Genomic DNA, 23,875 nt, shown 5'->3' on the forward strand with positions numbered 1-23,875 from the left:
AATCTCATCAGGTCGTTTTGCATTGGGAAACATCTGAGGATGATTTTTTGGCTGCTCATCCAGAGGGGCAGCCAGCAAGGTGGGCCAACCACAGGGGAACGCTTCATTCAAGGTGAACATCGAGGTCAAAGCACCTTACATCCCGAGAGCCTCGACCGCTCCACTCATATCGCCCCAGCAAGCGCTCGCCCGGGTCATTGGTTCGCGAGTCTCCATACCCGGTGACTTCGCAACTTCGATTGCCGGCCTCGGCTTCTTTCGGCGTGAACATCCGGCGCCGCCCATCGTTTGCATGTTCGAGCCGAGCATCATTCTCGTCGCCCAGGGCGAGAAGCAGTTGTGGGTCGGCGGTGAAGGCTATCCGTATGACACCTCGCGTTTCCTCGTCACCTCACTGGATTTGCCGGCCAACTCGGAGGTGCTCGCGGCGAGCCCGGAACAACCGTGCCTGGGGCTGACATTCAAGCTCGATCTGCGCATGCTGTCTGAACTAGCGCAGAGTGACCTGCCGCCCACCCGTGAACGATCGGTGGGGAAGGGTGTAGGCATCGGTTCCGTGACCACAGCCTTGCTGGCGTCGTTCGAGCGCTTGTTGGCGCTGCTGGATGAACCGGAGACCATTCCTGTTCTCGCCCCCTTGATCCAGCGTGAAATTCACTACCGTCTGTTGAAGAGTGATCAGGCGGGCAGGCTGCGACAAATCACTTCTGTCGATGGCCAGGGCTATCGGATCGCCAAAGCCATCGATTGGCTGAAGTTGAATTACACCTCGGCCCTTCGCGTCGACGACCTTGCCGCCCGAGTGCAGATGAGCACGCCGACCTTTCACCACCACTTTCGCCAACTCACCGCAATGAGCCCCTTGCAATACCAGAAATGGCTGCGGCTGAACGAGGCACGGCGATTGATGCTCAATGAACACCAGGACGTATCCAGTGCAGCTTTCAAGGTCGGATATGAAAGCCCGTCCCAGTTCAGCCGCGAGTACAACCGTCTGTTTGGCGTCCCCCCCAAGCGGGATATTGCGGTGTTGCGAGGGCAGGGGTAGCAACATCTATGCGTAGTTTCCGTTGCAGTTGTTTAAGAACCACATGGGGTAGCGTGTTTCGAAAGTGCATGTGATCGCACCTTTTAGGGTGTCTACTTCTAGTAGGTCCTTTATGTACAGAAAGGAGAGCACGATGAGCAGCGAACAGGTGGCACCAGAGACGAAAGGTGTTGCGGTGGAGTTACTCGCAACGATTGATCTCGGCCCTGAGATCGAGGGCATGGCGGGGCGCCAACTCAGAATGCGTAGGGTGACCATCGAGCCTGGAGGTGTCTTCGGGCCGATTCACAACCATATAGACAGGCCAGGCACCGTCTACATACTGCAAGGTACGATCACTGACCATCGCAATGGAGTCGCCACGGACTATGGGCCGGGAGTGGGCTGGCCCGAGGATCGGAACACCACACACTGGCTTGAGAACAGAGGAACGATTTCGGCGGTGGAGATCTCGGTCGATATTGTCAGGCGAGAGTGAATTCAGGCCCGACATCTAACACGGTTGGGCCAAACACGCGGCTTAACCGGACGTGCTTCGGTCGGCTTCGTCTCTTTTCGTGCGCGCCGGTTAGCCACAATGTCCAACAGCCACGCCTTGGCTAGATCCTGGAAGGTCAGCGTTTGCACCTTCCGGGTCTTTTCCTGCTGGGCCTCCACGTTAGCGGCGTGTGCCTGTGCCTTGGCGGTCTTCTTTTGCTCGTTGGGATTGATCTGGGTGATTTGGTAATGAAACGGCTCCCCCTACTTGTTTCTCCACAAAAACGTCGGTTCTTGATGGACGTTACTCGACTCTCGTAGAGCCAAACACCGAAACGCAGGCGACAACTGGCCAGATCCGCCAATTGCGTTTCCGGACGCAGGTGATAACCCAACGCCAGCGCATCACAATCGACATTCAACGTCTCGCCTCGCGCGGTCAACACGCGCACGCCATTGACCGCTCGCCGCGTCGCCCTGCACTTGCAGGGGCTTGATCCCCAGGTGCACCGGGATTTTCGCCTGATACAGCTGCGCCAAGAGTTTCATGCCGGTGAACAGCAATCCGGGACGCGCCAGCAGTTTGGGCATGGCAAGGATGCGTTTGCTCAGCGGCGAAGTATCGAGCACCGCCGCCACATTGGCGCCGGCCTTGAGGTATTGGCTGGCAACCAAATACACCAACGGTCCGCTGCCCATAAACACCACGCGGTGACCAATTGAAACCGCCTGGGACTTGAGCGCGATTTGCGCCCCGCCAAGGCTGTAGGTCCCCGCCAACTGCCAGTCTTCGATCGGCATCAAACGGTCGGTGGATTGGTAGCATTTCTGGAAGATGCATTGAAAGCATGATCATGGCGAGAAGCAGCACCGATCACTTCGTTGGAGAGCGCTGGTCGGCGATGCCTGGTCGGCGTTTTTCAAATATCTGTTGAGGGGCTTACGTCTTTCCTTTCAGGTATCAAATTCTGCTCATCCGGCCACATCCCAGTTACAGCGAACACCGACTCCGGTGTAAAGGGCATGGCGGCGATCTCTGCCAGGCGAAAAGGCTTTATCGGAGGGCAGATGCGGATGTTGCCGATGTCTTTGGGACGAGTCTGAAGCGCCTGAATCGGCCGATGGTGGTTAGCGGTCATCGCTCTCTTGAGATATCGCTCATAGTCGTTTCCTCCCATTGAACATGCACTCGATATTTCGAACGACTATCAAGTATTGGGTGGACTAATAAGGCCCGCACCTCTGACGTTCATTTTTAAAAGGTATTAACTATTTCGTGTAGTGCGAGCGCCAAAAAATAGTTAATAAAAAATTGACATGTTTCATTCGCTTTACACCCTGCGATGAAATTCAATAGATGCGCTTACAATGTTGCAACGTTGGCGTTGCACCGTGTCAGGGCTTTAAGCGTGTCTGTGCAGCAAGTGTTTGAAGGGTCTGCTTATTTTTGGTGCGTTGATTGTTTTTGTTCAAGTTGTCAGTCTCGACAACTTTCATATCTGGCTGATTTTAGTAGTTATTTTTTCAAAATTGACGTGTTGTCGATTTTGGCACTCGCTTTGCTGATCTCACTGCCATGCTGTCGGCGCGACGTGTTCGAAATTTTTTTAAAAAATGACAGTGCCTAAGTAATGTTTGTCTACACTCCAGTTCTTCAAGGTCGCAAATCAAGTTGTACCTAATTGTCGGTTAGTTGGCGCGGTAGAGTGACTGTCGGTCTGCACGGCATGCCGATGGCCATCCTGAATCAGGGTATACGGGGGTATTCACCGATGCGTATCAGCATATTTGGATTGGGTTATGTGGGCGCTGTATGTGCGGGCTGTCTCTGTGCTCGCGGCCATGACGTAATCGGGGTAGATGTCTCGCAAGTCAAGGTCGACCTGATCAACCAGGGTAAGTCGCCCATCGTTGAGCCGGGCCTGGAGCCGCTGCTCGAGCAAGGGGTGAGTTTGGGGCGGCTGCGCGGTGGCGGTGATGTGAAGGCGGCAGTGATGGGCACGGATATGTCGTTCATCGCCGTCGGTACGCCCAGCAAGAAGAATGGCGATCTGGATTTGGTCTACATAGAGTCGGTCTGCCGCGAGATTGGCGAAGCCCTGCACGACAAGGACAGTTGGCATACGGTCGTGGTGCGTAGCACGGTGCTGCCGGGCACCGTAAAGAACGTGGTGATCCCGATACTTGAAGAATGTTCCGGCAAGAAGGCCGGGGTCGACTTCGGCGTGGCGATCAACCCGGAGTTCCTGCGCGAAAGTACCGCGATCAAGGATTATAACTGTCCGCCCATGACGGTGATCGGTGAACTCGACCAGCGCAGCGGTGACATGCTCGCCGCGCTCTATCAAGAGCTGGACGCGCCGCTCCTGCGCAGGAGTATCGAAGTGGCGGAGATGATCAAGTACACCTGCAACGTCTGGCACGCGACCAAAGTGACCTTCGCCAATGAGATCGGCAATATCGCAAAGGCCGCCGGCGTGGACGGTCGCGATGTGATGGACGTGATCTGCCAGGACACCAAGCTCAACCTGTCGCGTTATTACATGCGCCCCGGCTTCGCGTTCGGTGGTTCCTGCCTGCCCAAGGATGTGCGTGCGCTGAATTATCGCGCCGGGCAAATGGACGTCGAGCACCCGCTACTGGCCTCGATCATGCGCAGCAATGCGGTGCAGGTACAGAGAGCCTTCGACATTATCAGCAGTTACGGCAAGCGGCGTGTCGCGCTACTCGGCCTGAGCTTCAAGGCGGGCACCGATGACCTGCGCGAAAGCCCGCTGGTGGAGTTGGCCGAGATGTTGATAGGCAAGGGTTACGACCTGCATATCTTCGACCGCAACGTTGAGTACGCGCGTATCTACGGGGCCAACAAGGAATACATCGAGTCGAAGATTCCGCACCTCGCTTCGCTGTTATGCGCTGACCTTGCGAAGGTGATCGAGCAGGCGGACGTGATCGTGCTGGGTAACAGTGACGAGTCCTTCGAAGCCATTGCGCTTCAGGTGCCCGAGGGCAAGCAGGTGGTCGATCTGGTGGGCTTCATGCCGCACGCCAGTGGCGATCGGCTCGAAGGTATTTGCTGGTAAGCGAGGCGCTTGAGTGTGCGCGCCCGAGCAACATGGATTTATCGAACAGGAGCCGCATCTATGGCTGATTCCAGGGTTTACTTGCGCGAAGCAGCGGGTTGGCTGTTCTACGTCACCGCGCTGATGGGGCTTGCACTGTTGCTGCCGCGCACAGTGTTCGATCCCGAATCCAGGGACTTTCTCCTGTTGCTGGGGGCGGTCGGTATCTGGCGTTATTCGATGGGCGCGATCCATTACCTGCGTGGGTTGCTGTTCCTTTATCTGGTATTCCCTTATTACAGACGCAAAGTCACCAGGCTGGGCAGAAGTGCCGATCCGTCGCAAGTGTTTTTGCTGGTCACCAGTTTTCGTATCGATGCGTTGACCACGGCGCAGGTCTACCGCTCGGTGATCGAAGAGGCCATTGGTTGTGGCTACCCGACCACGGTGGTCTGTTCTATCGTCGAGCTGGCTGATGAGCTGCTGATCAAAGCGCTCTGGGACAGCTATACCCCGCCGGAGCAGGTCAAGCTGAGCTTCGTGCGGATTCCCGGTACCGGTAAGCGCGATGGCCTGGCCCATGGTTTTCGGGCGATCTCCCGGCATTTGCCGGATGCCGAAGCGGTGGTGGCGGTGGTCGATGGCGACACCGTGCTCTCGCCCGGGCTGGTGCGTCAGACCGTGCCCTGGTTCAAGCTGTTCCCGAAGGTCGGCGGGCTGACCACCAATGAGTTCTGCGAGGTGCGTGGAAGCTACTTGATGAGCCAATGGCACAAGCTGCGGTTCGCCCAGCGACACATCAATATGTGTTCGATGGCACTGGGCAAGCGAGTGCTGACAATGACCGGGCGGATGTCGGTGTTCCGTGCCCAGGTGGTGACCGACCCCGGCTTTATTCAAGACGTTGAGAGCGACTATCTGCAGCACTGGCGCCTGGGGCGTTTCCGCTTCCTGACCGGTGATGACAAGTCCAGTTGGTACAGCCTGATGCGGCTGGGCTATGACACCTTTTATGTGCCCGATGCTGCGATCAACACGGTCGAGCACCCCCCGGGAAAGAACTTCTTCAAGGCCAGCCGCAAGCTGATGTTCCGCTGGTATGGCAATAACCTGCGGCAGAACTCGCGGGCCCTGCACCTGGGCGTGCAGCGGTTGGGCTGGTTCACCTCGCTGGTGCTGTTCGACCAACGCGTATCGATGTGGGCCAGCCTGCTCGGGCCGTCAATAGCGATCATTGCCAGCCTCAAGTACAGCATGGCTTACCTGTTGATCTATGTGCTCTGGATCGGCCTGACTCGCTTGCTCCTGAGTCTACTGTTGCTGGCTTCGGGGCACCCGGTCGGGCCGGCCTATCCACTGATTCTCTATTACAACCAGTTGGTCGGCGCCACGGTGAAGATCTATGTGTTCTTCCGTCTCGACCGGCAATCGTGGACACGCCAGAAAACCAAACTTGACCGTGGTCTGGCCAGCTATCAGCGCTGGTTCAATACCTGGTCGTCGCGGGCCATGACCTTTTCGGCCGGCAGTGTGTTTTGCGCGCTGCTGATGTGGATCGTGTAGCACAGGTGTCAGGGCAGTCGGCATGCCGTGCCGGTCTGCACAGCGGTAAAAGATAAAAGTGAACACCGGCTCTGACTTGCCGGATCGGTCTCAATCGTGGATGGGAAGGGACGCGTTATGAGCACAGCCTGTATTGCTGTTGATGACAATGTCGTGCATGAGTCGGAGGTGCAGCGCCAGCATGCGCGGCTAAATCTACCGGCGAGGATCAAGTTTCACGGGTCGAACCGGGAGATGTTCGATTGCGAGCTGGTCGACTTGTCGGCCGGTGGCTTCAGCCTGAGTCAGCCGAATCCACCGCTGCTCGTGGGCCGACAGCACAAAGGCAAACTGGTGTTCCAGGTCGATGCGCTTGGGTTTGCCATCGACGTGGAGTTTGTCGTGCGCTCGGTATGCGGCGAGGGACTGCGGGTGGGTTGCGAGTTCCACAACCTGCCCCCGCGCGCGATCTCCGCATTGCGTTATCTGATCACCTCCTACCTCTCGGGAGGGGTGATCAGCCTGGGGGACATGCTCGCGACCCAGCAGCGCGACAACTTCACCAAGCCGCGAAAGCACGAAAGCGGCAACGGCCTGGGCTTTTTCGCACGCTTGCGGGCAACCACGGTGAGCCTGCTGATTTTCCTGGTGGGACTGGGAGCCTTTGGTTATGTGCTGCAGCAGTTGTATGGCATTTATTTCGTCACGCACGCCGAATCGGCGCGGGTCAACGTGCCCGGCCAGTTGATCGGCCTGCCGCGCGACGGCAGCGTCAAGTCGTTGGTCAAGGTGGGTGCGGTGGTGCCCAAGGGGGCACCGCTGGCGACCTTCTCCGCCTCGCTGCTGGATGTGATGAAAGGCAACCTGCCGCCCGGGCAGGCGACCCCGGAGAACCTCGAGCGCCTGTTCAGCCGGACCCTGCAAGGTTCGCTGACCAGCCCTTGCGATTGCCGGGTGGTGGCGCAGCTGGTGCCGGACGGCCAGGTCGTCGGCAAGGGCACCACGGTATACGAGCTGATGCCGATCGATGGTGTGGCGACCATCGAGGCGCGCTTCCCCTATAAGAACTTTGCCAAGATCCAGCCTGGCAAGGCAGTGAGCTTCCAACTGATCGGTGAAGAACAGCCACGCACGGGTAAAATCGCCACGGTGGTGCTGGACAACGGCGGTCTGGCCTCCGACCTGCGGGTCACCATTGAGCCTGACAGCGCGTTGCAGACCGATCTCGCCGGGCGTCCGGTGGAGGTCAGTATCGAAAACCTGCAGAACAATGCCTGGGTGAAGAGCGCCTGGGCGGCCAATGCCTGGCTGATGAACGCCGGGGAGAATAAAGTCATGGCGGCCGGGAAATGAACGGCGCATGGCGATCGGGGCTGCGGTTTTCTGCGCTGGCCGCTGCTCTGACGATGAGTCACGGGTGCGGCACCCTGCCGGATCAGGGGGTGGCGCGCGAGGCCATGTTGCGCGGCGATTATGAAACAGCGCGCAAGCACTATGCGGCGCTGGCCCTGGACGGTTATGCCGATGCCCAGGCCGGGATGGGCGACCTGACGGCGTCCGCGGGCGACCCGGCGAGCCTGAAAGAGGCTGAAGGCTTGTACCGACAGGCCGCGCCGGAGTCGGTCAAGGCGCAGTCACGTCTGGGCCGCTTGTTGCTGCGTCAGGGACCGACTGATCCCAAGCAAGTGCGCGAGGCCCAGCAATTGTTGGAAGGCGCGCTGGATAAAGGCGAGTTCAGTGCAGTGGTACCGCTGACGTTGTTGTACCTGGGCTACCCGCAACTGGCGCCTGAGGTGGATCCGCAGCAGAAGGTCGATAGTTGGCGCGCCCAGGGCATTATCGAGGCGGATCTGGCGCAGATTCTGATTTACCGCAATCAGGGCACCTATAAGGCCCACCTGCCTCAGATCGAGCAGATGTGCCGGGCTCGGCTGGCCGTACTCGATGCCTGTTATGTGGAGCTGGCCACCCTCAACCGAATGCGCGACCAACCCAAGGCGCAAGCGGCCTTGCTGGTGGAGTTGCGCCAGGGTTGGCGCGAGGGACGAGTAGCGCCCTTGCGGGTCGAGTCGGTGGCGCGCGTTCTGTCGTCGCCAGCCCTCGAAGGCCCGGCCGATGCACAAAGCGCCCAGCGCCTGCTCGAAGAACTGGCGCCGGTCTATGCGCCGGCCTGGACCAGCCTGGCACGGTTGATCAACGACTACCCCGTGCAAGGCGATGCGCCGAAATTGCTCTCGGCCTTGCAGCGCGGGCGCGAGGCGGGCGACCCACGGGCGGAACTGCTGACCGGGCGGCTGTATTACCTCGGCAAATGGTTGCCGCAAGATCCGCGCCTGGCTGAAGAGCATTTGCTCAAGGCGGCCGCGGCCGGTGAAGTCGGGGCGCATTACTACCTGGGCCAGTTGTACCGGCGCGGTTATCTGGGCCAGGTCGAACCGCAGAAGGCGCTGGAACATTTGTTGCTGGCGGCCCGTAACGGTTCGCCCAATGCGGACCTCGCCCTGGCGCACATGTTTTCTGACTCCCGCGGGATCAAGGTCAATCGGATCAATGCCTTTGTCTTTGCGCAACTCGCGCAGCGCCAGGGCGTGGTAAATGCAGAGCCAGTGCTGTCGGCCCTGCAGTCGGGGCTGACCCCGGCAGAAAGGAAAATCGCGCAGCCCTTGCTTGAGGGGGAAGCCCAGGCTCGTCTGACGGGCGCGGCTCTAGCCAGACTGCAAACTCCGGAAAATGGACAGGACTTACTATGAAGCAAACATTGTTGGCAGGTTGTGGTCTGGGTGTTTCGCTGATGTGCAGTGCCGGTCTGGTGCTGGCGGCGGAGGTGGCGCCGAAGAATTTCGGCCTGGATGTGAAGATTACCGGTGAGTCGCAGGATGACCGTGACCTGGGCACCGCACCCGGTGGCACCCTCAACGGCATTGGCATCGACTTGCGTCCCTGGGCCTTCGGCCAATGGGGAGACTGGAGTGCCTATTTGATGGGGCAGGCGGTGGCGGCGACCGATACCATCGACACCGATACGGTCAACAACGGTGTCGACGAAAGTAACGCCCGTGCGACCGATGACAGCTACCTGGCGATGCGCGAGTTCTGGGTCGACTATTCCGGTATCACCGCCTATCCGGGCGAGCATTTGCGCTTGGGGCGCCAGCGTTTGCGCGAGGACAGCGGCGAGTGGATGGACACCAACATCGAAGCGCTCAACTGGACCTTCGAGACCACTCTGTTGCGCGCCCACCTCGGCGCCGCTGAACGCTTTTCCGACTACCGCACTGACTTGAGCGACCTGGCGCCCGCAGACAAAGACCGCTCCCATGCCTTCGCCGACATCTCTACGCAATGGGCGCCCAATCACTGGTTCGGCCTGCGTGCACATCACGTTGAGGACAGCGGCAGTCTGCCCAATACGGGCGAGCAGCTCGATGCGCTCGACAAGACCAACACCGGCAACCTGACCTGGGTCGGTCTTGAAGCGAACGGTGACGGCTACAACTATCGCTCGACGATGCCGGTCAATTACTGGCTCAACGCGACCTGGTTGACCGGCAATCGCGACAACCTCACCAGCGTGGTCGACGCTAACGGCGATCGTGTTGCGACGGGCCACACCAGTAGTGACGTCAACGCTTGGGGCGCGGACCTGGGCTTGCGCTGGAACATCGATGAGAGCTGGCGCCTCGGTGCTGCCGCAGCCCGCGGCGACGGCGGCGGTCGCGACCAGGAGAATCAGTTCCAGCAAACCGGCCTGCAGAGCAACCGCTCGAACTACACCGGCACGCGTTCGCGCGTACACCGCTTCGGCGAAGCCTTTCGCGGTGAACTTAGCAACCTCCAGGTGGCTACCGTGTTTGGCTCCTGGCAGTTGCGCGAGGACTACGACGCCAGTCTCGTCTACCACCGCTTCTGGCGGGTCGACGACCAAACGGAAACCGGCGACGGCGGGATCATCAATGCGGCGCTGGTGGACGGTGAGAAGGACCTGGGCCAGGAAGTCGATCTGGTCATGACCAAGTACTTCAAACAAGGCCTGTTGCCCGCGAGCATGGTGGATTGGGTCGACGAACCCTCGGCGCTGATCCGCTTGCGGCTCGGCGTGTTCTTCCCGGGTGACGCCTACGCCAGCGACACCGACTCGAGCATGCACCGGGCGTTCATTGATTTCGTCTGGAAAATCTAGGCCCAGGTTGTTGCCCGCAGCGATGCCATCGCGGGCACCAGCGCCTTGATCACACCAGGTTGCATTTATTTTGATGAGTGAGGCTTATGGACAGTGTCGTCAAGATAGGGCTGTTGCTCGCCGGACTGCTGTTGGTGCAGACCGCGGGTGTCAGCGCGGCGGGTCTCGTATTCGCGCCGCGCTATACCATCAGCGAGGCACCGGGAAAGCCTTTGCTGATCAAAGAGCCGAAGATCCCCGACCTGTCCGGTTATACGGCCGAGGCAGCCATGGCGAAGATTTCCTACAAGCCCGCCGGCAGTGCCTTGATCCTGCCGATGCTCAAGGAAAACTCGCTCGACGAGTTCATCGGCGGCAAGGAGCGTCTCAAGGAATGGGTGATGCGCCAGCAGCGAATGCCAGTGGCGATCTTCATCGATCGTGGCTACATGAACTTGACGCAACTGGCGCGCAGCCTGCCACCGACGGCCTTGCGCGAAACCGCGCCGGGGGTGTTTCTGGCACGCTTGCCAATCGTCATACGTCCCGGCGGGACCCTGCATATCGACAAGTCGGTCAAGGAATTGCGATTGTCCCAGGAGGGCGGTTCGTTCCTGGTCAATGACGGCAAGCTGTTTATCACCGACACCAAGGTCAGCGCCTGGAGCGAGAAGAACAATAGCCCGGCCTGGTACAAGAAAGAGGGGGAGTTCCGGCCCTTCCTGGTGTCCTGGGGCGGCACCGAGACCTACATCGTCAACAGCACCATCACCAGCTTCGGCTACACCGCGAGCAAGAGTTATGGGGTGAGTATTTCCCAGTACAGCCCGAGCATGGCGCCGAGGATGAAACGCAAGCGGCCGACCGGCTGGCTGCTCAATTCGGAGTTCGTCGACAACTGGTACGGCTTCTATTGCTATGAGGCCGACGACGTGGTGATTCTCGGCAACACCTATCGCGACAACATCGTCTATGGCATCGACCCGCACGACCGTTCGCGCCGGCTGATCATTGCCCACAACGACGCCTTTGGTACCCGAAAGAAGCACGGCATTATCCTCTCACGCGAGGTCAACGACAGCTGGATCATCTACAACCGCGCCTACAACAACCACCTGTCGGGCATCGTCCTGGACCGTTCCAGCGTCAATAACCTGGTGGCCTACAACGAGACCTACAAGAACCTCTCCGACGGTATAACCCTGTATGAGAGCGGCAATAACCTGCTCTGGCGCAACCGCGCGGTCGACAATGACCGGCACGGGATCCGGGTGCGTAACAGTACCGGTGTGCGGCTGTATGAAAACGAGCTGATGGCCAATGCCCTGACCGGTATCTACGGCCACATCAAGGATTTACGCGGCAGCGACCGCGATCTCAAGGAAGACCCCTACGAAGCCAGGCTGTCGCTCACCGTGGTCGGCGGCAAGCTGATCGGCAACGGTTCCAGCCCCATCACCGTGTTTTCACCCTCGCGTCTGGAACTCTATGACTTGACCTTTCTGGCGCCGCAGAAACAGGACGGCCTTGCCTTCACCGGTTTGCTGGGGGAGGTGCAGGGCGACTTGATGGACATTCTCCTGCGCCGCCATGCCGCCGCGTTGATTCTGCCCGAGACACTGTGAGGAGCCTGCCGATGAACACCCTCCATGGATTTACCGCGCTGTGCCTGCTGTCTGTGCCAACGTGGGGACAGGCGCAGCCGCAGTACACGGCCGAGGCCTGCTGTCAGCTGTGCCCACAAGCGGCGCAGGCGACACTTTACGAGCAGCCGGAGCTGAAAAATTACGCAACTCTGGTGGAGGCCAAGGACAAGTGGCTCTTTCGCACCCGTAGCGATTTCCGCACTGAATTTGGCCTCGATGAGAGCGGTTACAAGGCCCTCAAGCGTCTGCGCGACGGGTTGGCCCAGCGCGGGGTCGAGCTGGTGCTGGTGATGCCACCCAGCCGTGGCTTGCTGCACGCCGACCGCCTGACGACGCTGGAACTGGCCAGCTTTGATCAGGCCAAGGCCCGGCAGAACTACGTGCAAACGCTAGACCGGGTGCGCGACTTGGGAATTCAGGTCCCCGACTTTACCAACCTGCTGAGTGCACCACAGCCAGCCGGGCAGCCCTTCTATTTCAAGGGCGACCACAACTGGACGCCCTATGGCGCCGAGCGCAGTGCCCAGTTGGTGGCCCAGACGCTCAAGGGCAACGATGTGCTCAAAGCGTTGCCGCATCAGGTCTTCGCCAGCCAGCCGGCCGGGCTGCTGGGACGCTCTGGCACGTTGCAAAAAGTCGCCGCACAAATCTGCGGCAACGGTTATGCGGCGCAGTTTGTCACCCGTTATCAAACCCGGGCTCAGGGCGACTCGAAGGGCGCCGCCAAAGTCGCCTTGATCGGTACCAGCGCCAGTGGCGATGCGTTCAACTTTGCCGGCTTCATCGAACAATATCTGGAGACACCGGTCCGCAACTTCAGTCTACCGGGCGGTGGCTACGATGATTCGTTGATCGCCTACCTGCTCGGCGACGACTTCCAGAAAAGCCCGCCGGTGGTGCTGGTGTGGGAAACAGATAATCTCGACAGCCTTGGCAAATCCAGCTTCTACCGACAGGCGATGGCGGCGCTGAGCGATGGCTGCGACAACCAGGCGCCGCTGCTCAAAAGCAATTCAACCCTGCACAGCGGGCGCAATCAGGTGCTCTTCAACGGCGGTGGCGGCAATGTGTATCCGATCAAAGGCAATCGTTATCTGGTCGACCTCAAGTTCGCCGATCCCGCCGTGCACCTGATGAACGCGACCCTGACCTACATGAACGGTCGCCAGGAAAACATCAGCTTGAACCGTTCGCCGACGGTCAATACCCAGGGCCGCTTTGCCTTCGAGCTGCGCGCCGATGCGGACTGGGACGAACTGACTTTTCTTTCCATGGACGTGCAGCCACCTCCTGGAACGGCTTCCATGGATCTCTCGGCCCGCTTGTGTGCCAAGCCAGTCATCTCTGCGGCACCTTCCCTGCGCACCGCGCAGACGGAGGGGCACTGATGCGTCAGGCGCACTGGGCCGCCGTTGGCGTGGCCTTCATTTTGATGGGGCCGATCGTGCAGGCGGCGGCCGCTCAACTTCGCCCGCCGCAGGGCTATTACGCGCCGGCCGTGGACAAAAAAGGCGACACACCGAGCTGTCCGGCGACGCCCAAACCTTATACCGGTGATCTGTTGATCCCCAGCAAGTACGAGGGCTCGGGCAAGGCACGTGATCAGCTCAACGCGCAATCCAACCAACGCTACAAGCAAATGTCAGCCGATATCAACGAACTGGAGAAGGGCGTCAACAAACAAGTCGCAGCCTATTTACGGCTCGGCCGCGCAGGCTATGTGGAATGCACCCTGAGCTGGCTGGGTGATTGGGCCAAGGCGCAGGCGCTGCTGAGTACCACCTACACCCATACCGGCAAGTCGATGCGCAAATGGGCGTTGGGCAGTATTTCTTCGGCCTATTTGCGGCTCAAGTATTCGCGTTCGCAGCCATTGAGCGGTCGCGAGGCGCAGACCCGGCCTATCGAGGTCTGGATCGGCCAGGTCGCCGATCAAGCGGTGCAGGACTGGCGCGACCAGCCGCTGGACCGCCTGAACAATCACCAATATTGGGCGGCCTGGGCCGTCATGGCGGCCTCGGTGGTGGTCGACCGGCGTGACCTGTTCGACTGGTCGGTAGCGCAGTTTCGCATCGGCGCTTCCCAGGTCGATGCAGACGGCTATCTGCCCAACGAACTGAGCCGCGAAACCCGCGCACTGGCTTACCACAACTATGCGATGGGGCCGCTGATGATGATCGCCGCCTTCGCCCGAGCCAATGACGTCGACCTGCGCGAAGAAAACCACGGCGCCATGCGGCGTCTGGCGGCGCGGGTGGAGGAGGGGATCAAGGACCCAGGCACGTTTGAACGCAAGACCGGCTACAAGCAGGAACTCGAGGACCTCGACGAGGATGGCAAGTTTGCCTGGCTGGAACCTTACTGCGCGCTGTACGACTGCTCGGTGCAAACCAACCGCTGGCGCCAATCGATCGAACCGATGAAAACCTACCGTCTGGGCGGCGACATCACCCAGCTATTTGCTGACCAGAAAGAATAAATGTAACAACCAACACGCTCTGGATGCCCGGTGGGGCCATTCGTAATTGGGCTTGTGTTGTAAAAGAGAAGGCAGTCCTTCGCTGTTCGAAGCGCCTTCATGTCGAGTGATGAAGGTGCAGGAGGAAAGTGCAATGATTCCAGTCATTCTGTCCGGCGGCAGTGGTTCGCGGTTGTGGCCGTTGTCGCGCAAGTTGTATCCCAAGCAATTCCTGAGTCTGGCAGGCGAGGGATCGTTGTTTCAGCAGACCCTGCAGCGCCTGGCGATCGATGGTATCGGCAAGCCGATCGTGGTTTGTAATCAGGAGCATCGCTTTATCGTCAATGAACAACTCGCCGCCATCGGCTGTACGCCGCAGGCGATACTGCTCGAACCTTTCGGCCGCAATACCGCGCCGGCGGTGGCGCTGGCGGCCCTCAAGCTGATCGCTGAGGGCCGCGATGAGTTGCTGCTAGTGCTTCCGGCCGACCATGTGATCAGTGACGTGCCCGCCTTGCGCGCCACGCTGTCACATGCGCAGGAAGTGGCGCTCAAAGGCAATATGGTGCTGTTCGGCATTCCGGCGACGCGTCCGGAAACCGGCTTTGGGTATATCAAGGCCGATTGCAGCGATGCTGGCGCCGGTGCCTTCAAGGTCGAGAAGTTTATCGAGAAACCCGACCAGCAAACCGCCACCGAACTTGTCCGGTCCGGCGAGTACTTCTGGAACAGCGGCATGTTCCTGTTCCGTGCCAGCCGCTATCTCGACGAGTTGCGCACTCACGAACCCGACATGTACGACACCTGCGTGCTGGCCCTTGAACGCAGCCGCAGCAGCGAAGGCGTGACCAGTATCGATCGGGTCACCTTTGAATGCTGCCCGGACAACTCCATCGACTATGCGGTAATGGAGCGCACCAGCCGCGCCTGTGTCGTCCCGCTAAGCGCTGGCTGGAGTGATGTCGGTTGTTGGTCTTCGCTGTGGGATGTGCATGACAAGGACGCCGATGGCAATGTGCTCAAGGGCGATGTAGTCAGCTACAACAGCCGCAATTGCTTCGCGCATGGCAGTAGCAAGCTGGTGACCCTGCTAGGGCTGGACGATTTGGTCGTGATAGAAACCAAGGATGCATTGATGGTCGCGCACCGCGATACCGTGCAGGACGTGAAAAAACTGGTTAATGCGCTCGATGCCCAAGGCCGCTCGGAAACCCAGAGCCACTGCGCGGTGTATCGCCCCTGGGGCAGTTACAATTCGGTGGACAGCGGCACCCGCCACCAGGTCAAGCACATCACCGTGAAACCTGGCGCGCAACTTTCCCTGCAAATGCATCACCACCGCGCCGAACACTGGATTGTGGTCTCCGGTACCGCCCAGGTGACGTGCAACGAAAAGGTTTTCCTGCTCACTGAAAACCAGTCCACCTATATCCCGATCGCTTCGGTGCATCGCCTGTCCAACCCCGGAAAAATCCCGCTGGAAGTTATAGAGGTGCAGTCCGGCAGCTACCTGGGCGAGGACGATATCGAGCGCCTGGAAGATGTCTACGGTAGGACCCAACAGGTCAAGAGTTGAGCCCATTTACCAGAAGCGTACCTTGGTTGTCGAACGAGGACGATACGCGAGCGTCGTTGGGATAGAACCCTAGAGATCAGAAAGCCCGCGGTTAGCGGGCGCTAGGGGAGGCTCTTGGGGCTACGGCATTGTGCAGTCCTTCGCGCCCAACATCACTGGAAAGAAACATGGGCACGTACCGGATGGTCGTGCGGCATTTCTGTGGGCACTTGCACTGGCGGGCCTGCCGACGGCCATGGCTGCGATCAAAAAGAACCATCCTCTGCGCAGTCGTTTGAAACGGATATCTGCCGTCATATTTTTACGATTTCTTTACGGTGGGTGTTTTTGCCCGCAACGATACTGGCCGCGATTTTTTTGATCGTCCATGCGCCTTGCTTTTCCGATGGCCCTGGAAAAATGTATTGCCCAAGGATGGCGTGCAGTGACTCCCCGCTAATTGAGAGAAGCGCCCCTTGAGTGAGACAGCGACCGTTGCAAACGAAGACTTCCCATCCAAAACCTCAGGAGTGGGCTTGCTCGTCGCTGCTGTCGGGGTGGTTTACGGAGACATTGGCACCAGCCCCCTCTACACGCTGAAAGAAGTGTTTTCCGGCCACTACGGCGTTCAGGTAAATCACGACGGCGTGCTGGGCATTCTGTCGTTGATCTTTTGGTCACTGATCTGGGTAGTCTCGATCAAATACGTGCTGTTCATCCTGCGTGCCAACAACCAGGGCGAAGGCGGCATCATGGCATTGACGGCGTTAGCCCGCCGCGCAGCAGCACCTTATCCGCACATGAGCAAGGTACTGGTTTTGCTTGGCCTGTTCGGTGCGGCACTTTTTTACGGAGACAGCATGATCACCCCGGCCATTTCGGTGCTCTCTGCGGTTGAAGGATTACAGCTGGCGTTTGACGGAATAGAGCACTGGGTGGTGCCCTTGTCAGTGATCGTGTTGGTGGCGCTGTTCTTGATACAGAAACATGGCACAGCTCGAATCGGTATCCTGTTTGGCCCGGTCATGGTGCTGTGGTTTGTGGTGTTGGGTGCCCTTGGGATCTACGGGATTTTGCAACGTCCCGAAGTGCTGCAAGCGCTTAACCCTGCTTGGGCAGTGCAATTCTTTGTGGTTCATCCGGGAATGGGTGTGGCGATTTTGGGCGCTGTCGTGTTGGCATTGACGGGTGCTGAAGCACTGTATGCCGACATGGGCCACTTTGGTCGCAAACCGATTTCTCGTGCCTGGTTTATTTTGGTGTTGCCGGGGCTGGTACTCAATTATTTTGGCCAGGGTGCCTTGATCCTGGAGAACCCGGAGGCTGTGCGTAATCCGTTCTATTTGCTTGCGCCGAGCTGGGCACTGCTGCCGATGGTCGCGCTCTCCACCTTGGCCGCCATCATCGCTTCTCAAGCAGTGATCTCTGGTGCTTTCTCCCTGACGCGCCAAGCCATTCAGTTAGGGTACGTCCCTCGCATGTTTATCCAGCACACTTCCAGCCAGGAGCAGGGGCAGATTTACATCGGCACGGTCAACTGGGCGCTGATGGTCGGTGTCGTATTGCTGGTGATCGGTTTCGAGTCATCCAGTGCCTTGGCCGCCGCTTATGGAGTCGCGGTGACGGGAACCATGTTGATCACGACAATTTTATCCTCGGCCGTCGTCCTGCTCCTTTGGAAAACGCCGCGCTGGCTGGCCATCCCGATGCTTCTCGGCTTTTTGTTAGTAGACAGCCTGTATTTCGCGGCCAACGCGCCGAAAATTTTTCAAGGCGGTGCGTTCCCTGTGATTGCCGGCATTGGCCTGTTCATCTTGATGACCACATGGAAACGGGGCAGGAAGATTATTGTTGAGCGGCTGGATGAGACCGCGCTTCCACTACCACTATTCATCAGTAGCATCCGTACGCAGCCTCCCCATCGCGTACAGGGCACGGCGGTTTTTCTTACGGCCAGGGCAGATGCTGTTCCGCATGCGCTACTGCACAATCTCCTGCATAACCAAGTTTTGCATGAGCAAGTGGTACTGCTCACCGTGGTGTCCGAAGACAGTCCTCGCGTGAGTGCTGACCGGCGATTTGAGGTTGAAGCCTATGGCGAAGGGTTCTTCCGGGTCAGTTTGCACTTTGGTTTTATCGAGGAGCCCGATGTACCCCAAGCGTTGAGTCTCTGTCATTTGAATGAGCTGGATTTCAGCCCGATGCGCACGACCTATTTCCTCAGCCGGGAGACGGTGATCCCAACCAAGCGCATTGGTATGGCACGCTGGCGAGAGAGTCTGTTCGCGTTTCTGCTGAAGAATGCCAACAGCAACCTGAAGTATTTCAAATTACCACTGAACAGGGTGATTGAACTGGGGACTCAGGTGGAGATGTAAGGATGAGCAAGGACGCCTCTGCCAGTCGCCTGGGGTTCGACATATCTCGAATACCCGAGAGCAAGTCAAACAGAACGAAATCGCAGGATCTGCGCTCCATCGAAAGGGTCGATTAGGTAATGCGCCTGCACGCCGAACGTATCCTGCAGGCATTGCGGGGTCAGCACCTCCAGTGGCTTGCCGAGGGCCACTAATCGCCCCCGATCCAGTACCGCCAATCGATCACAGGTCAGCGCCTGATTCAGGTCATGCAGGGCTATCAATGTCGTCACTGGCAGAGCCTGTACAACTTTTAGAATGGCGAGCTGATGCTGGATATCCAAGTGATTGGTCGGTTCGTCCAGCAACAGAATCTGCGGGCGCTGGGCCAAGGCGCGAGCGATGTGGACACGCTGACGTTCACCGCCGGACAGACTGTGCCAGGTACGGTTTTTCAGGTGCGTTGCATCGACGTCGCGCAGCGCCTGCAGGACGATGGCATCGTCCTCACTTGACCACGGGCTCAAGGCCGACAGCCACGGCGTTCGGCCCAGGGCTACGGCGTCAAACACACTGATGGCATCCAAGGTGTCGGCCTGTTGCTCAACCACCGCCAGGGTTTGCGCGATGGTTTGCCGTGACAGCGCCTTGAGGCACTGGCCGTTGAGGTGGATGTCTCCCCGGCCAGGGACGCGCACGCCGGCCAGCAGTTTGAGCAGCGTGGATTTTCCCGAACCGTTGGGCCCGACGAGGCCCAGGGTTTCACCACGACGGATGTCTAGGTGGATGTTGTGCAGTAACTCAGCGTCGCGGACATGGAACCCGAGGCCGGAACAACGCAGTACGGAGTCGCCGATAACAGGCGAGGCAGCATTCATCGGGCATTCCTCCGACCGATCAGGATCAACGCGAACACCGGCGCGCCAACCAATGCAGTGATGACCCCGACCGGGATCACCTGGCCTTTGATCATCGTCCGGGAGAGGACATCGGCGGCGATCAGAAACACTGCACCACCCAGCGCACTTGCCGGCAGCAGACGCGCATGCCGGGTGCCCAGCAGCAGTCGCACGGCATGGGGAATGACCAGTCCGACGAAACCGATGGAGCCGACGATCGACACCATCACTGCCGTCACCAGTGCGGCGCAGCTGATCAGTAGAAATTGCACTCGGCGTACCGGAATACCGAGCGAGGCGGCTGAGTCGGCGCCAAAAGTGAAGGCATCCAACGCCCGACGGTGCCACAGGCACACCGCGAGACCGATCAATGCCACGGGCACCGACAGCCACACCGATGGCCAGCGCACGCCGCTGAGATTGCCCAGCAACCAGAACATGATGCCGCGGGCCTGTTCGGAACTGGCCGACTTGGTGATCAGAAATGCCGTGAGCGCATTGAACAACTGCGAACCGGCAATCCCCGCCAGGATGATCTGCCCGGTACCGCCGTTTGAGCCACTGGCACGGGCCAGTAAAACAACCACGGCGAAGGCGGCAACGGCGCCGGAAAACGCCCCGACCGACAGCGAAATCAGCCCCGCCCCGAGGCCCAGCAATGCTACCAGTACAGCGCCCGTCGAGGCGCCGGCAGAAATGCCGAGCAGATAAGGATCGGCCAGCGGGTTACGCAACAGCGATTGCAGGATCACCCCGCAGGTGGCCAGGCCCGCACCGCAGGCCGCTGCCACCAGCGCGCGGGTCAGGCGGTAATTCCAGACGATGCCTTCGTCTATCGGGTCGAGGACATAACCAGCAGTCCACAGTTTGTTGGCCAGCACCTGGAACACCACGCTCGGTTCGATGCTCGTTTCACCGATGGCCACACCGGCAATCACGGCCAGCAGAAGTGTCAGCAATGCCAGCAGTGTACGAATCAGCGTCGTGGTCATTTCGGTAGGTCGGAGCCGTTGATGGCTGATGCCAGGGCTTCAAGGCCGTCGAACATTCTCACGCTGGCCTGCATGGCCATGGCGTCGAGGATGATGATGCGGTTGTTTTTCACGGCGTCCATGTTGCGGGTCACTGGGTCGCTGCGCAGGAATTCCAGTTTCTTTTGATAGTCGTCAGCCGGGAAGCGACGGCGATCCATGCGTGCGATGACCAGGAAGGTCGGGTTGGCCTTGGCGATGGTTTCCCAGCCGACGGTAGGCCATTCTTCGTCGGACTCCACAACGTTACGCACGCCCAAGGTGTTGAGCATAAAGTCGGGAATGCCCTTGTGCCCGGCGACATAGGGATCGATATCCAGACTGGCGCTGGAGAACCAGAACAGCGCGCTGGTGTGCTTCAGATCCTTGTTCTGTACGGTGGCAATGGACTTGGCCAGGCTGGCCTTGAGTTGGGCGTTCAGCTGCTGGCCACGTTCCTGCACATCGAAGATTTCAGCCAATTGGCTGATGCTTTTGTAGAGGCTGTCGATGCGAAATGCCTCCAGACGTGTGCCGTCGGCACCGACCAGGTTGTCCTTGGCTTCGCAGTCGGACGGCATCAGGTAGGTCGGGATCTTCAGTTCGTGAAACTGGTCGCGAGTCCCAACCACGCCTTGCGGACCGACCATCCACTCCAGTTCCACGGCCACCAGTTGTGGACGCTTGCCGATCACCGCCTCGAAACTCGGCTCGTTATCGGCCAGGCGTTCGATCGTGTCGTTCTCTGTCTTGTACTTGGCCAGCACATCGTTGAACCACAGCGAAGTGCCGACCAGCGTGTTGCCAAGGCCCATGGCGTAAAGCATTTCTGTGCCAGCCTGGCCGATGGTCACGGCACGGCTGGGTGCCTGCTGAAAGGTCAACGTGCTGCCACAGTTCTCGACAGTCAGGGGATAGTGGGTCGGGGTCGCATGGGCGAGGGTGGACAGACCCAGGGCCGTGGCGAGGGTGGCAAGGCGGGACAGCAGCATGACGCAATCTCCATTTGACCGTACAAGAGCAGGGGTACGGACTGGAAACACATCATCGAACGCTGCCATTGAAGCAGTGAAGTGCCGATCACTCAGGTGAGGCTCGGCGCAAGGATGTCCTTCCCGGACACCCCGCCGGTTAGTGATTTGCTTGGCCGGCAGGTCTCCTGACTGATGCGTCGTCGCCAGGCTCCAGCCTTCCCGGGAGTGATCCCAGTGGCAGTTCAGGAGCAGGCTCAGCATCTACAGTTGCGGGGGCAGTTCCGTTTGATGCCGTGTCAGGCATCTCGGATTCCCTATTAATCCCATTTGGAAACCGGCGGCCGGCATGGTAGTCGATCATGCCGAATAGCACCACTGACCGGCACTGTGTGTCTGGCGCATCCGTGCGCCAGACGGCCGGCTTTAGCGTTTGATCAGGGAAATCTTGGTTCCTTCAATGCTGACCCCAGCCATTAACCCCTGCTGGTCGAAAATGAACGCGTAGGCATCGTCTTTCAGCGTCGAGCTGGACAAATTCTTCGACACCCCTTCATCAACCACAACAACAGTGGGTCCTACGCCGATTTCCCAGCCCTTGGTTTCGCGTACATAGTTCACGGCTTTGTCGGTCATCAGGAAAACCACATAGCCATACGACTGAGCGCCTGCTTGCAGGCCCCATGACCCGGTTACGGAGTTGTAATAACCCACTACTGTCTTGCCCTTTAACAATTCGCCTTCGCCATAGCTACCGCCAAACACAAGGCCCGCCTTGATAATTTTCGGGAAGACCAGTATTGCTTTGGCGTTGTGCGAGATTTTTTCGGCAAAGGGCGTGGCCTTGTAGAGCGTCTGCAACGCTTGCCGAGAATCGACATTCAGATCCTCGGCGGTTGCCGCAGCTGCAGTGTTCAAGAAGCTCGCCGATGCCAGTGAGGCGGTCGCAAGGACGATCGATAGGAAGAACCGCATTGACTGAGTCATTTTCGTACTCCGATACGGGAGCATTGGATATGAGCAGCAGTCAGCGCCTGCCCCCGGCAGAATTCGAGCCTACTGAAGTTATCCGGCGCACCCTAAAGTGTGTGAACCACTGGCTTCGCCCTCGAATGAAGCAGGCCATGGGCCTTTGATCATGGGCGATGCCATCACCTGCTTTGACCTCTGCGCCGAGGCCGGGTTCGTCGTCAGAGACCTCAGTTTTACTGACGGACTCGGTCAAGCTACCAAACCCGCAGCAGGCAACCGCATAAGTGTTGAATGTCTGCTTCTGGCCGAAGTTCCCACGCGTTTACAAAGCACTGTTGCACAAGTCTTTCACCAGCATGCAGCCGGGGGCATGGGTGATGCACAGTGGCGGACGTGACGCCTGCACGATCGATTGAGGCGTCACACCGCACGCCCAGAATACCGGTATTTCGTCAGACTCAACGGGTACGGCATCGCCGTTGTCCGGGGTCTCAAGTGCGCGGATACCGATCAGCGACGGATCGCCGATATGCACGGGAGCGCCGTGGACGTTGGGCATGCGTGCAGTGATTTGAATGGCTTGAATGGCTTGAATGGCTTGGATGGCGGCAGCGGCTTCATCGGCCGCATGCTGACCACCAGCTTGCCACTCAGTCGCGCGGTGGGGCGCGTGTCGCTCAAAAGCGACGTACGTTATGCGCGCAGTACCGAAGACGGCAACTTTCGGGATCTCGACAACCAGGCCTTCGGTGCGTTGCAAAGCGCGCTACGACTACAACTTTGCCGCACTCGGTGTGCCGGGGTTGACCTTCATGACCCGCTACCTCTCTGGCGACAATGTGCAACGAACCGTGCTGGGCGAATCACCTGGATGAGAATCGCCTGATCGTCAGCTATACGCTGGCTGTGGTAGATGATTTTCAGGGGGGGGACTGTCAATTTGTATATTCAATTCAGGAATAAGCAAATCAATATATATTCCTTTTAATATTAGTCCGAGAAGTTCATTTTGAAGGCCTGCACATCCGTGCGGATGTATCTGACCTCAGACAGGAAGCCTCATCATGACCATCAAAGCGATCAACGTCCGCAACCAGTTCAAGGGCGTCATCAAGGAAATTGTGACGGGCGAAGTGGTCTCCGAAATCGATGTGCAAACCGCCTCCGGTATCGTCACCTCGGTAATTACTACCCGTTCAGTGCGCGATCTTGAATTGAAAGTGGGGAGCGAGGTGATTGCCTTCGTCAAATCCACCGAGGTCTCGATCGCCAAGCTCTGAAATGGCTTGGGTTTGAGTCCGACGGCCTGGGGGTGCGGCGTCAACCTGACACCTGCTTCCAGTCGAGGGCGAAGCGCGCCAGGTATTTGCGCAGACGATCAGCATCATTCGGTTGTGCTTTTGCCTGACGTGAGACGCCAAACAGGCGTCGCCCCGCATCGGACAGGCTGTCCGCCTGCCGGCATACGTCGAGTACGGCTTTGAGTTGCAGGCGATCGAACAGGTCCATCTCGAGGTTTTCACCGAGCAACCTGTTCAGGCCGTCGTCTGGCTGAGCCAGGCCCCAGGCGTAGCGCAGACGATCAATTTCTTCCTCGACCTGGGCTTCATCGATACGTCCGCTGTCGGCCAATGTTCCGCCGGGTGGCAAATTCTGATCGGAACGGGATAGCTTCGTGCACTTTTATAAGGCCGTGCAACACGCCTCTGCACTATGCGA

General features: G+C 58.9%; 18 protein-coding genes, 6 pseudogenes and 1 riboswitch. Of the genes and pseudogenes, 15 read left to right on the forward strand and 9 right to left on the reverse strand.

Annotated features, from left to right (window positions below; translation table 11 throughout):
* Positions 1-139: 139 nt before the first annotated feature.
* Together ACYZT0_RS09145 and ACYZT0_RS09150 are read left to right on the forward strand one after the other, a co-directional pair.
* Complete coding sequence (locus ACYZT0_RS09145; protein ID WP_462046529.1) at positions 140-1,048, forward strand: AraC family transcriptional regulator; 909 nt, start codon at positions 140-142, stop codon at positions 1,046-1,048.
* Positions 1,049-1,181: 133 nt separating this feature from the next.
* A complete protein-coding gene (locus ACYZT0_RS09150) occupies positions 1,182-1,526 on the forward strand; it encodes a cupin domain-containing protein (RefSeq protein WP_462045540.1) in 345 nt (114 codons plus the stop codon).
* Between the two features lie 71 nt (positions 1,527-1,597).
* Here ACYZT0_RS09150 and ACYZT0_RS09155 read toward each other — a convergent pair.
* The 3 genes and pseudogenes from ACYZT0_RS09155 to ACYZT0_RS09165 all read right to left on the reverse strand — a co-directional run.
* Positions 1,598-1,762 (reverse strand): annotated as a pseudogene (locus tag ACYZT0_RS09155) (site-specific integrase); the annotation flags it as partial.
* A 95-nt stretch (positions 1,763-1,857) separates the two neighbouring features.
* A pseudogene (locus tag ACYZT0_RS09160) lies at positions 1,858-2,350 on the reverse strand (NAD(P)/FAD-dependent oxidoreductase); the annotation flags it as partial.
* A 95-nt stretch (positions 2,351-2,445) separates the two neighbouring features.
* Entirely contained in the window at positions 2,446-2,664 is a 219-nt protein-coding gene (locus ACYZT0_RS09165; RefSeq protein ID WP_462045541.1) for a hypothetical protein, read from the reverse strand.
* A 633-nt stretch (positions 2,665-3,297) separates the two neighbouring features.
* Here ACYZT0_RS09165 and ACYZT0_RS09170 point away from each other — a divergent pair.
* The 11 genes and pseudogenes from ACYZT0_RS09170 (at position 3,298) to ACYZT0_RS09220 (ending at position 18,325) form a co-directional block, all read left to right on the forward strand.
* Positions 3,298-4,608 (forward strand): nucleotide sugar dehydrogenase, encoded by a 1,311-nt coding sequence (locus ACYZT0_RS09170; protein ID WP_462046530.1) that lies wholly within the window; start codon positions 3,298-3,300, stop codon positions 4,606-4,608.
* A 60-nt stretch (positions 4,609-4,668) separates the two neighbouring features.
* Positions 4,669-6,150, forward strand: a complete 1,482-nt coding sequence (locus ACYZT0_RS09175) for a glycosyltransferase family 2 protein (RefSeq protein ID WP_462045542.1) — start codon at positions 4,669-4,671, stop codon at positions 6,148-6,150.
* Between the two features lie 117 nt (positions 6,151-6,267).
* Positions 6,268-7,482 (forward strand): PilZ domain-containing protein, encoded by a 1,215-nt coding sequence (locus tag ACYZT0_RS09180; RefSeq protein ID WP_462045543.1) that lies wholly within the window; start codon positions 6,268-6,270, stop codon positions 7,480-7,482.
* Positions 7,479-8,879 (forward strand): alginate biosynthesis protein AlgK, encoded by a 1,401-nt coding sequence (locus ACYZT0_RS09185; RefSeq protein ID WP_462045544.1) that lies wholly within the window; start codon positions 7,479-7,481, stop codon positions 8,877-8,879. The genes ACYZT0_RS09180 and ACYZT0_RS09185 overlap by 4 nt, the downstream gene beginning before the upstream one ends.
* 41 nt (positions 8,880-8,920) lie before the next feature.
* Positions 8,921-10,309 carry an alginate export family protein gene (locus ACYZT0_RS09190; protein ID WP_462046531.1) on the forward strand — a complete coding sequence of 463 codons (1,389 nt, stop codon included), beginning with the start codon at positions 8,921-8,923 and terminating at the stop codon, positions 10,307-10,309.
* Positions 10,310-10,395: 86 nt separating this feature from the next.
* Positions 10,396-11,913: a mannuronan 5-epimerase AlgG gene (algG, locus tag ACYZT0_RS09195; protein WP_462045545.1), complete on the forward strand. Its 1,518-nt coding sequence runs from the start codon at positions 10,396-10,398 to the stop codon at positions 11,911-11,913.
* An 11-nt stretch (positions 11,914-11,924) separates the two neighbouring features.
* Positions 11,925-13,322, forward strand: a complete 1,398-nt coding sequence (locus tag ACYZT0_RS09200) for an alginate O-acetyltransferase AlgX-related protein (RefSeq protein WP_462045546.1) — start codon at positions 11,925-11,927, stop codon at positions 13,320-13,322.
* Complete coding sequence (locus ACYZT0_RS09205) at positions 13,322-14,413, forward strand: mannuronate-specific alginate lyase (RefSeq protein ID WP_462045547.1); 1,092 nt, start codon at positions 13,322-13,324, stop codon at positions 14,411-14,413. The genes ACYZT0_RS09200 and ACYZT0_RS09205 overlap by 1 nt, the downstream gene beginning before the upstream one ends.
* A 133-nt stretch (positions 14,414-14,546) precedes the next feature.
* A complete protein-coding gene (locus tag ACYZT0_RS09210; RefSeq protein WP_462045548.1) occupies positions 14,547-15,968 on the forward strand; it encodes a mannose-1-phosphate guanylyltransferase/mannose-6-phosphate isomerase in 1,422 nt (473 codons plus the stop codon).
* A 118-nt stretch (positions 15,969-16,086) separates the two neighbouring features.
* Positions 16,087-16,209 (forward strand): annotated as a pseudogene (locus ACYZT0_RS09215) (organoarsenical effux MFS transporter ArsJ); the annotation flags it as partial.
* 214 nt (positions 16,210-16,423) lie between these two features.
* A complete protein-coding gene (locus ACYZT0_RS09220) occupies positions 16,424-18,325 on the forward strand; it encodes a potassium transporter Kup (RefSeq protein ID WP_462045549.1) in 1,902 nt (633 codons plus the stop codon).
* Between the two features lie 65 nt (positions 18,326-18,390).
* Here the strand turns inward: ACYZT0_RS09220 and ACYZT0_RS09225 are convergent, their stop codons facing one another.
* From ACYZT0_RS09225 to ACYZT0_RS09245, 5 genes and pseudogenes are all read right to left on the reverse strand, one after another.
* On the reverse strand, positions 18,391-19,182 hold the full coding sequence (locus ACYZT0_RS09225) for an ABC transporter ATP-binding protein (protein WP_462045550.1): 792 nt from the start codon (positions 19,180-19,182) through the stop codon (positions 18,391-18,393).
* Positions 19,179-20,195 (reverse strand): FecCD family ABC transporter permease, encoded by a 1,017-nt coding sequence (locus ACYZT0_RS09230; protein ID WP_462045551.1) that lies wholly within the window; start codon positions 20,193-20,195, stop codon positions 19,179-19,181. The genes ACYZT0_RS09225 and ACYZT0_RS09230 overlap by 4 nt, the downstream gene beginning before the upstream one ends.
* A complete protein-coding gene (locus tag ACYZT0_RS09235; RefSeq protein ID WP_462045552.1) occupies positions 20,192-21,205 on the reverse strand; it encodes an ABC transporter substrate-binding protein in 1,014 nt (337 codons plus the stop codon). Before ACYZT0_RS09235 ends, ACYZT0_RS09230 begins: the two co-directional genes overlap by 4 nt.
* A 140-nt stretch (positions 21,206-21,345) precedes the next feature.
* Positions 21,346-21,541: riboswitch (cobalamin riboswitch) on the reverse strand.
* A 69-nt stretch (positions 21,542-21,610) separates the two neighbouring features.
* The gene (locus ACYZT0_RS09240) at positions 21,611-22,171 is read right to left on the reverse strand and encodes a lipid-binding SYLF domain-containing protein (RefSeq protein ID WP_462045553.1); all 561 of its coding nucleotides are present in this window, start codon (positions 22,169-22,171) and stop codon (positions 21,611-21,613) included.
* 307 nt (positions 22,172-22,478) lie between these two features.
* A pseudogene (locus ACYZT0_RS09245) lies at positions 22,479-22,831 on the reverse strand (D-glutamate cyclase family protein); the annotation flags it as partial.
* A gap of 83 nt (positions 22,832-22,914) precedes the next feature.
* Between ACYZT0_RS09245 and ACYZT0_RS09250 the strand changes: the two are divergent.
* Both ACYZT0_RS09250 and ACYZT0_RS09255 read left to right on the forward strand, forming a co-directional pair.
* A pseudogene (locus tag ACYZT0_RS09250) lies at positions 22,915-22,998 on the forward strand (OprD family outer membrane porin); the annotation flags it as partial.
* A gap of 222 nt (positions 22,999-23,220) precedes the next feature.
* Positions 23,221-23,436 carry a TOBE domain-containing protein gene (locus ACYZT0_RS09255; protein ID WP_008145745.1) on the forward strand — a complete coding sequence of 72 codons (216 nt, stop codon included), beginning with the start codon at positions 23,221-23,223 and terminating at the stop codon, positions 23,434-23,436.
* Between the two features lie 40 nt (positions 23,437-23,476).
* Here ACYZT0_RS09255 and ACYZT0_RS09260 read toward each other — a convergent pair.
* Positions 23,477-23,791 (reverse strand): annotated as a pseudogene (locus ACYZT0_RS09260) (sigma 54-dependent transcriptional regulator); the annotation flags it as partial.
* Positions 23,792-23,875: the final 84 nt, after the last annotated feature.

This window comes from Pseudomonas sp. ZS1P83 (genome assembly GCF_054897825.1).

Bases quoted from the DNA above. Each gene is read 5' to 3' on its own strand.
- ACYZT0_RS09150 (WP_462045540.1), top strand. From the start codon at position 1,182: ATGAGCAGCGAACAGGTGGCACCAGAGACGAAAGGTGTTGCGGTGGAG.
- ACYZT0_RS09165 (WP_462045541.1), bottom strand. From the start codon at position 2,664: ATGACCGCTAACCACCATCGGCCGATTCAGGCGCTTCAGACTCGTCCC.
- ACYZT0_RS09170 (WP_462046530.1), top strand. From the start codon at position 3,298: ATGCGTATCAGCATATTTGGATTGGGTTATGTGGGCGCTGTATGTGCG.
- ACYZT0_RS09175 (WP_462045542.1), top strand. From the start codon at position 4,669: ATGGCTGATTCCAGGGTTTACTTGCGCGAAGCAGCGGGTTGGCTGTTC.
- ACYZT0_RS09180 (WP_462045543.1), top strand. From the start codon at position 6,268: ATGAGCACAGCCTGTATTGCTGTTGATGACAATGTCGTGCATGAGTCG.
- ACYZT0_RS09185 (WP_462045544.1), top strand. From the start codon at position 7,479: ATGAACGGCGCATGGCGATCGGGGCTGCGGTTTTCTGCGCTGGCCGCT.
- ACYZT0_RS09190 (WP_462046531.1), top strand. From the start codon at position 8,921: ATGTGCAGTGCCGGTCTGGTGCTGGCGGCGGAGGTGGCGCCGAAGAAT.
- algG (WP_462045545.1), top strand. From the start codon at position 10,396: ATGGACAGTGTCGTCAAGATAGGGCTGTTGCTCGCCGGACTGCTGTTG.
- ACYZT0_RS09200 (WP_462045546.1), top strand. From the start codon at position 11,925: ATGAACACCCTCCATGGATTTACCGCGCTGTGCCTGCTGTCTGTGCCA.
- ACYZT0_RS09205 (WP_462045547.1), top strand. From the start codon at position 13,322: ATGCGTCAGGCGCACTGGGCCGCCGTTGGCGTGGCCTTCATTTTGATG.
- ACYZT0_RS09210 (WP_462045548.1), top strand. From the start codon at position 14,547: ATGATTCCAGTCATTCTGTCCGGCGGCAGTGGTTCGCGGTTGTGGCCG.
- ACYZT0_RS09225 (WP_462045550.1), bottom strand. From the start codon at position 19,182: ATGAATGCTGCCTCGCCTGTTATCGGCGACTCCGTACTGCGTTGTTCC.
- ACYZT0_RS09230 (WP_462045551.1), bottom strand. From the start codon at position 20,195: ATGACCACGACGCTGATTCGTACACTGCTGGCATTGCTGACACTTCTG.
- ACYZT0_RS09235 (WP_462045552.1), bottom strand. From the start codon at position 21,205: ATGCTGCTGTCCCGCCTTGCCACCCTCGCCACGGCCCTGGGTCTGTCC.
- ACYZT0_RS09240 (WP_462045553.1), bottom strand. From the start codon at position 22,171: ATGACTCAGTCAATGCGGTTCTTCCTATCGATCGTCCTTGCGACCGCC.
- ACYZT0_RS09255 (WP_008145745.1), top strand. From the start codon at position 23,221: ATGACCATCAAAGCGATCAACGTCCGCAACCAGTTCAAGGGCGTCATC.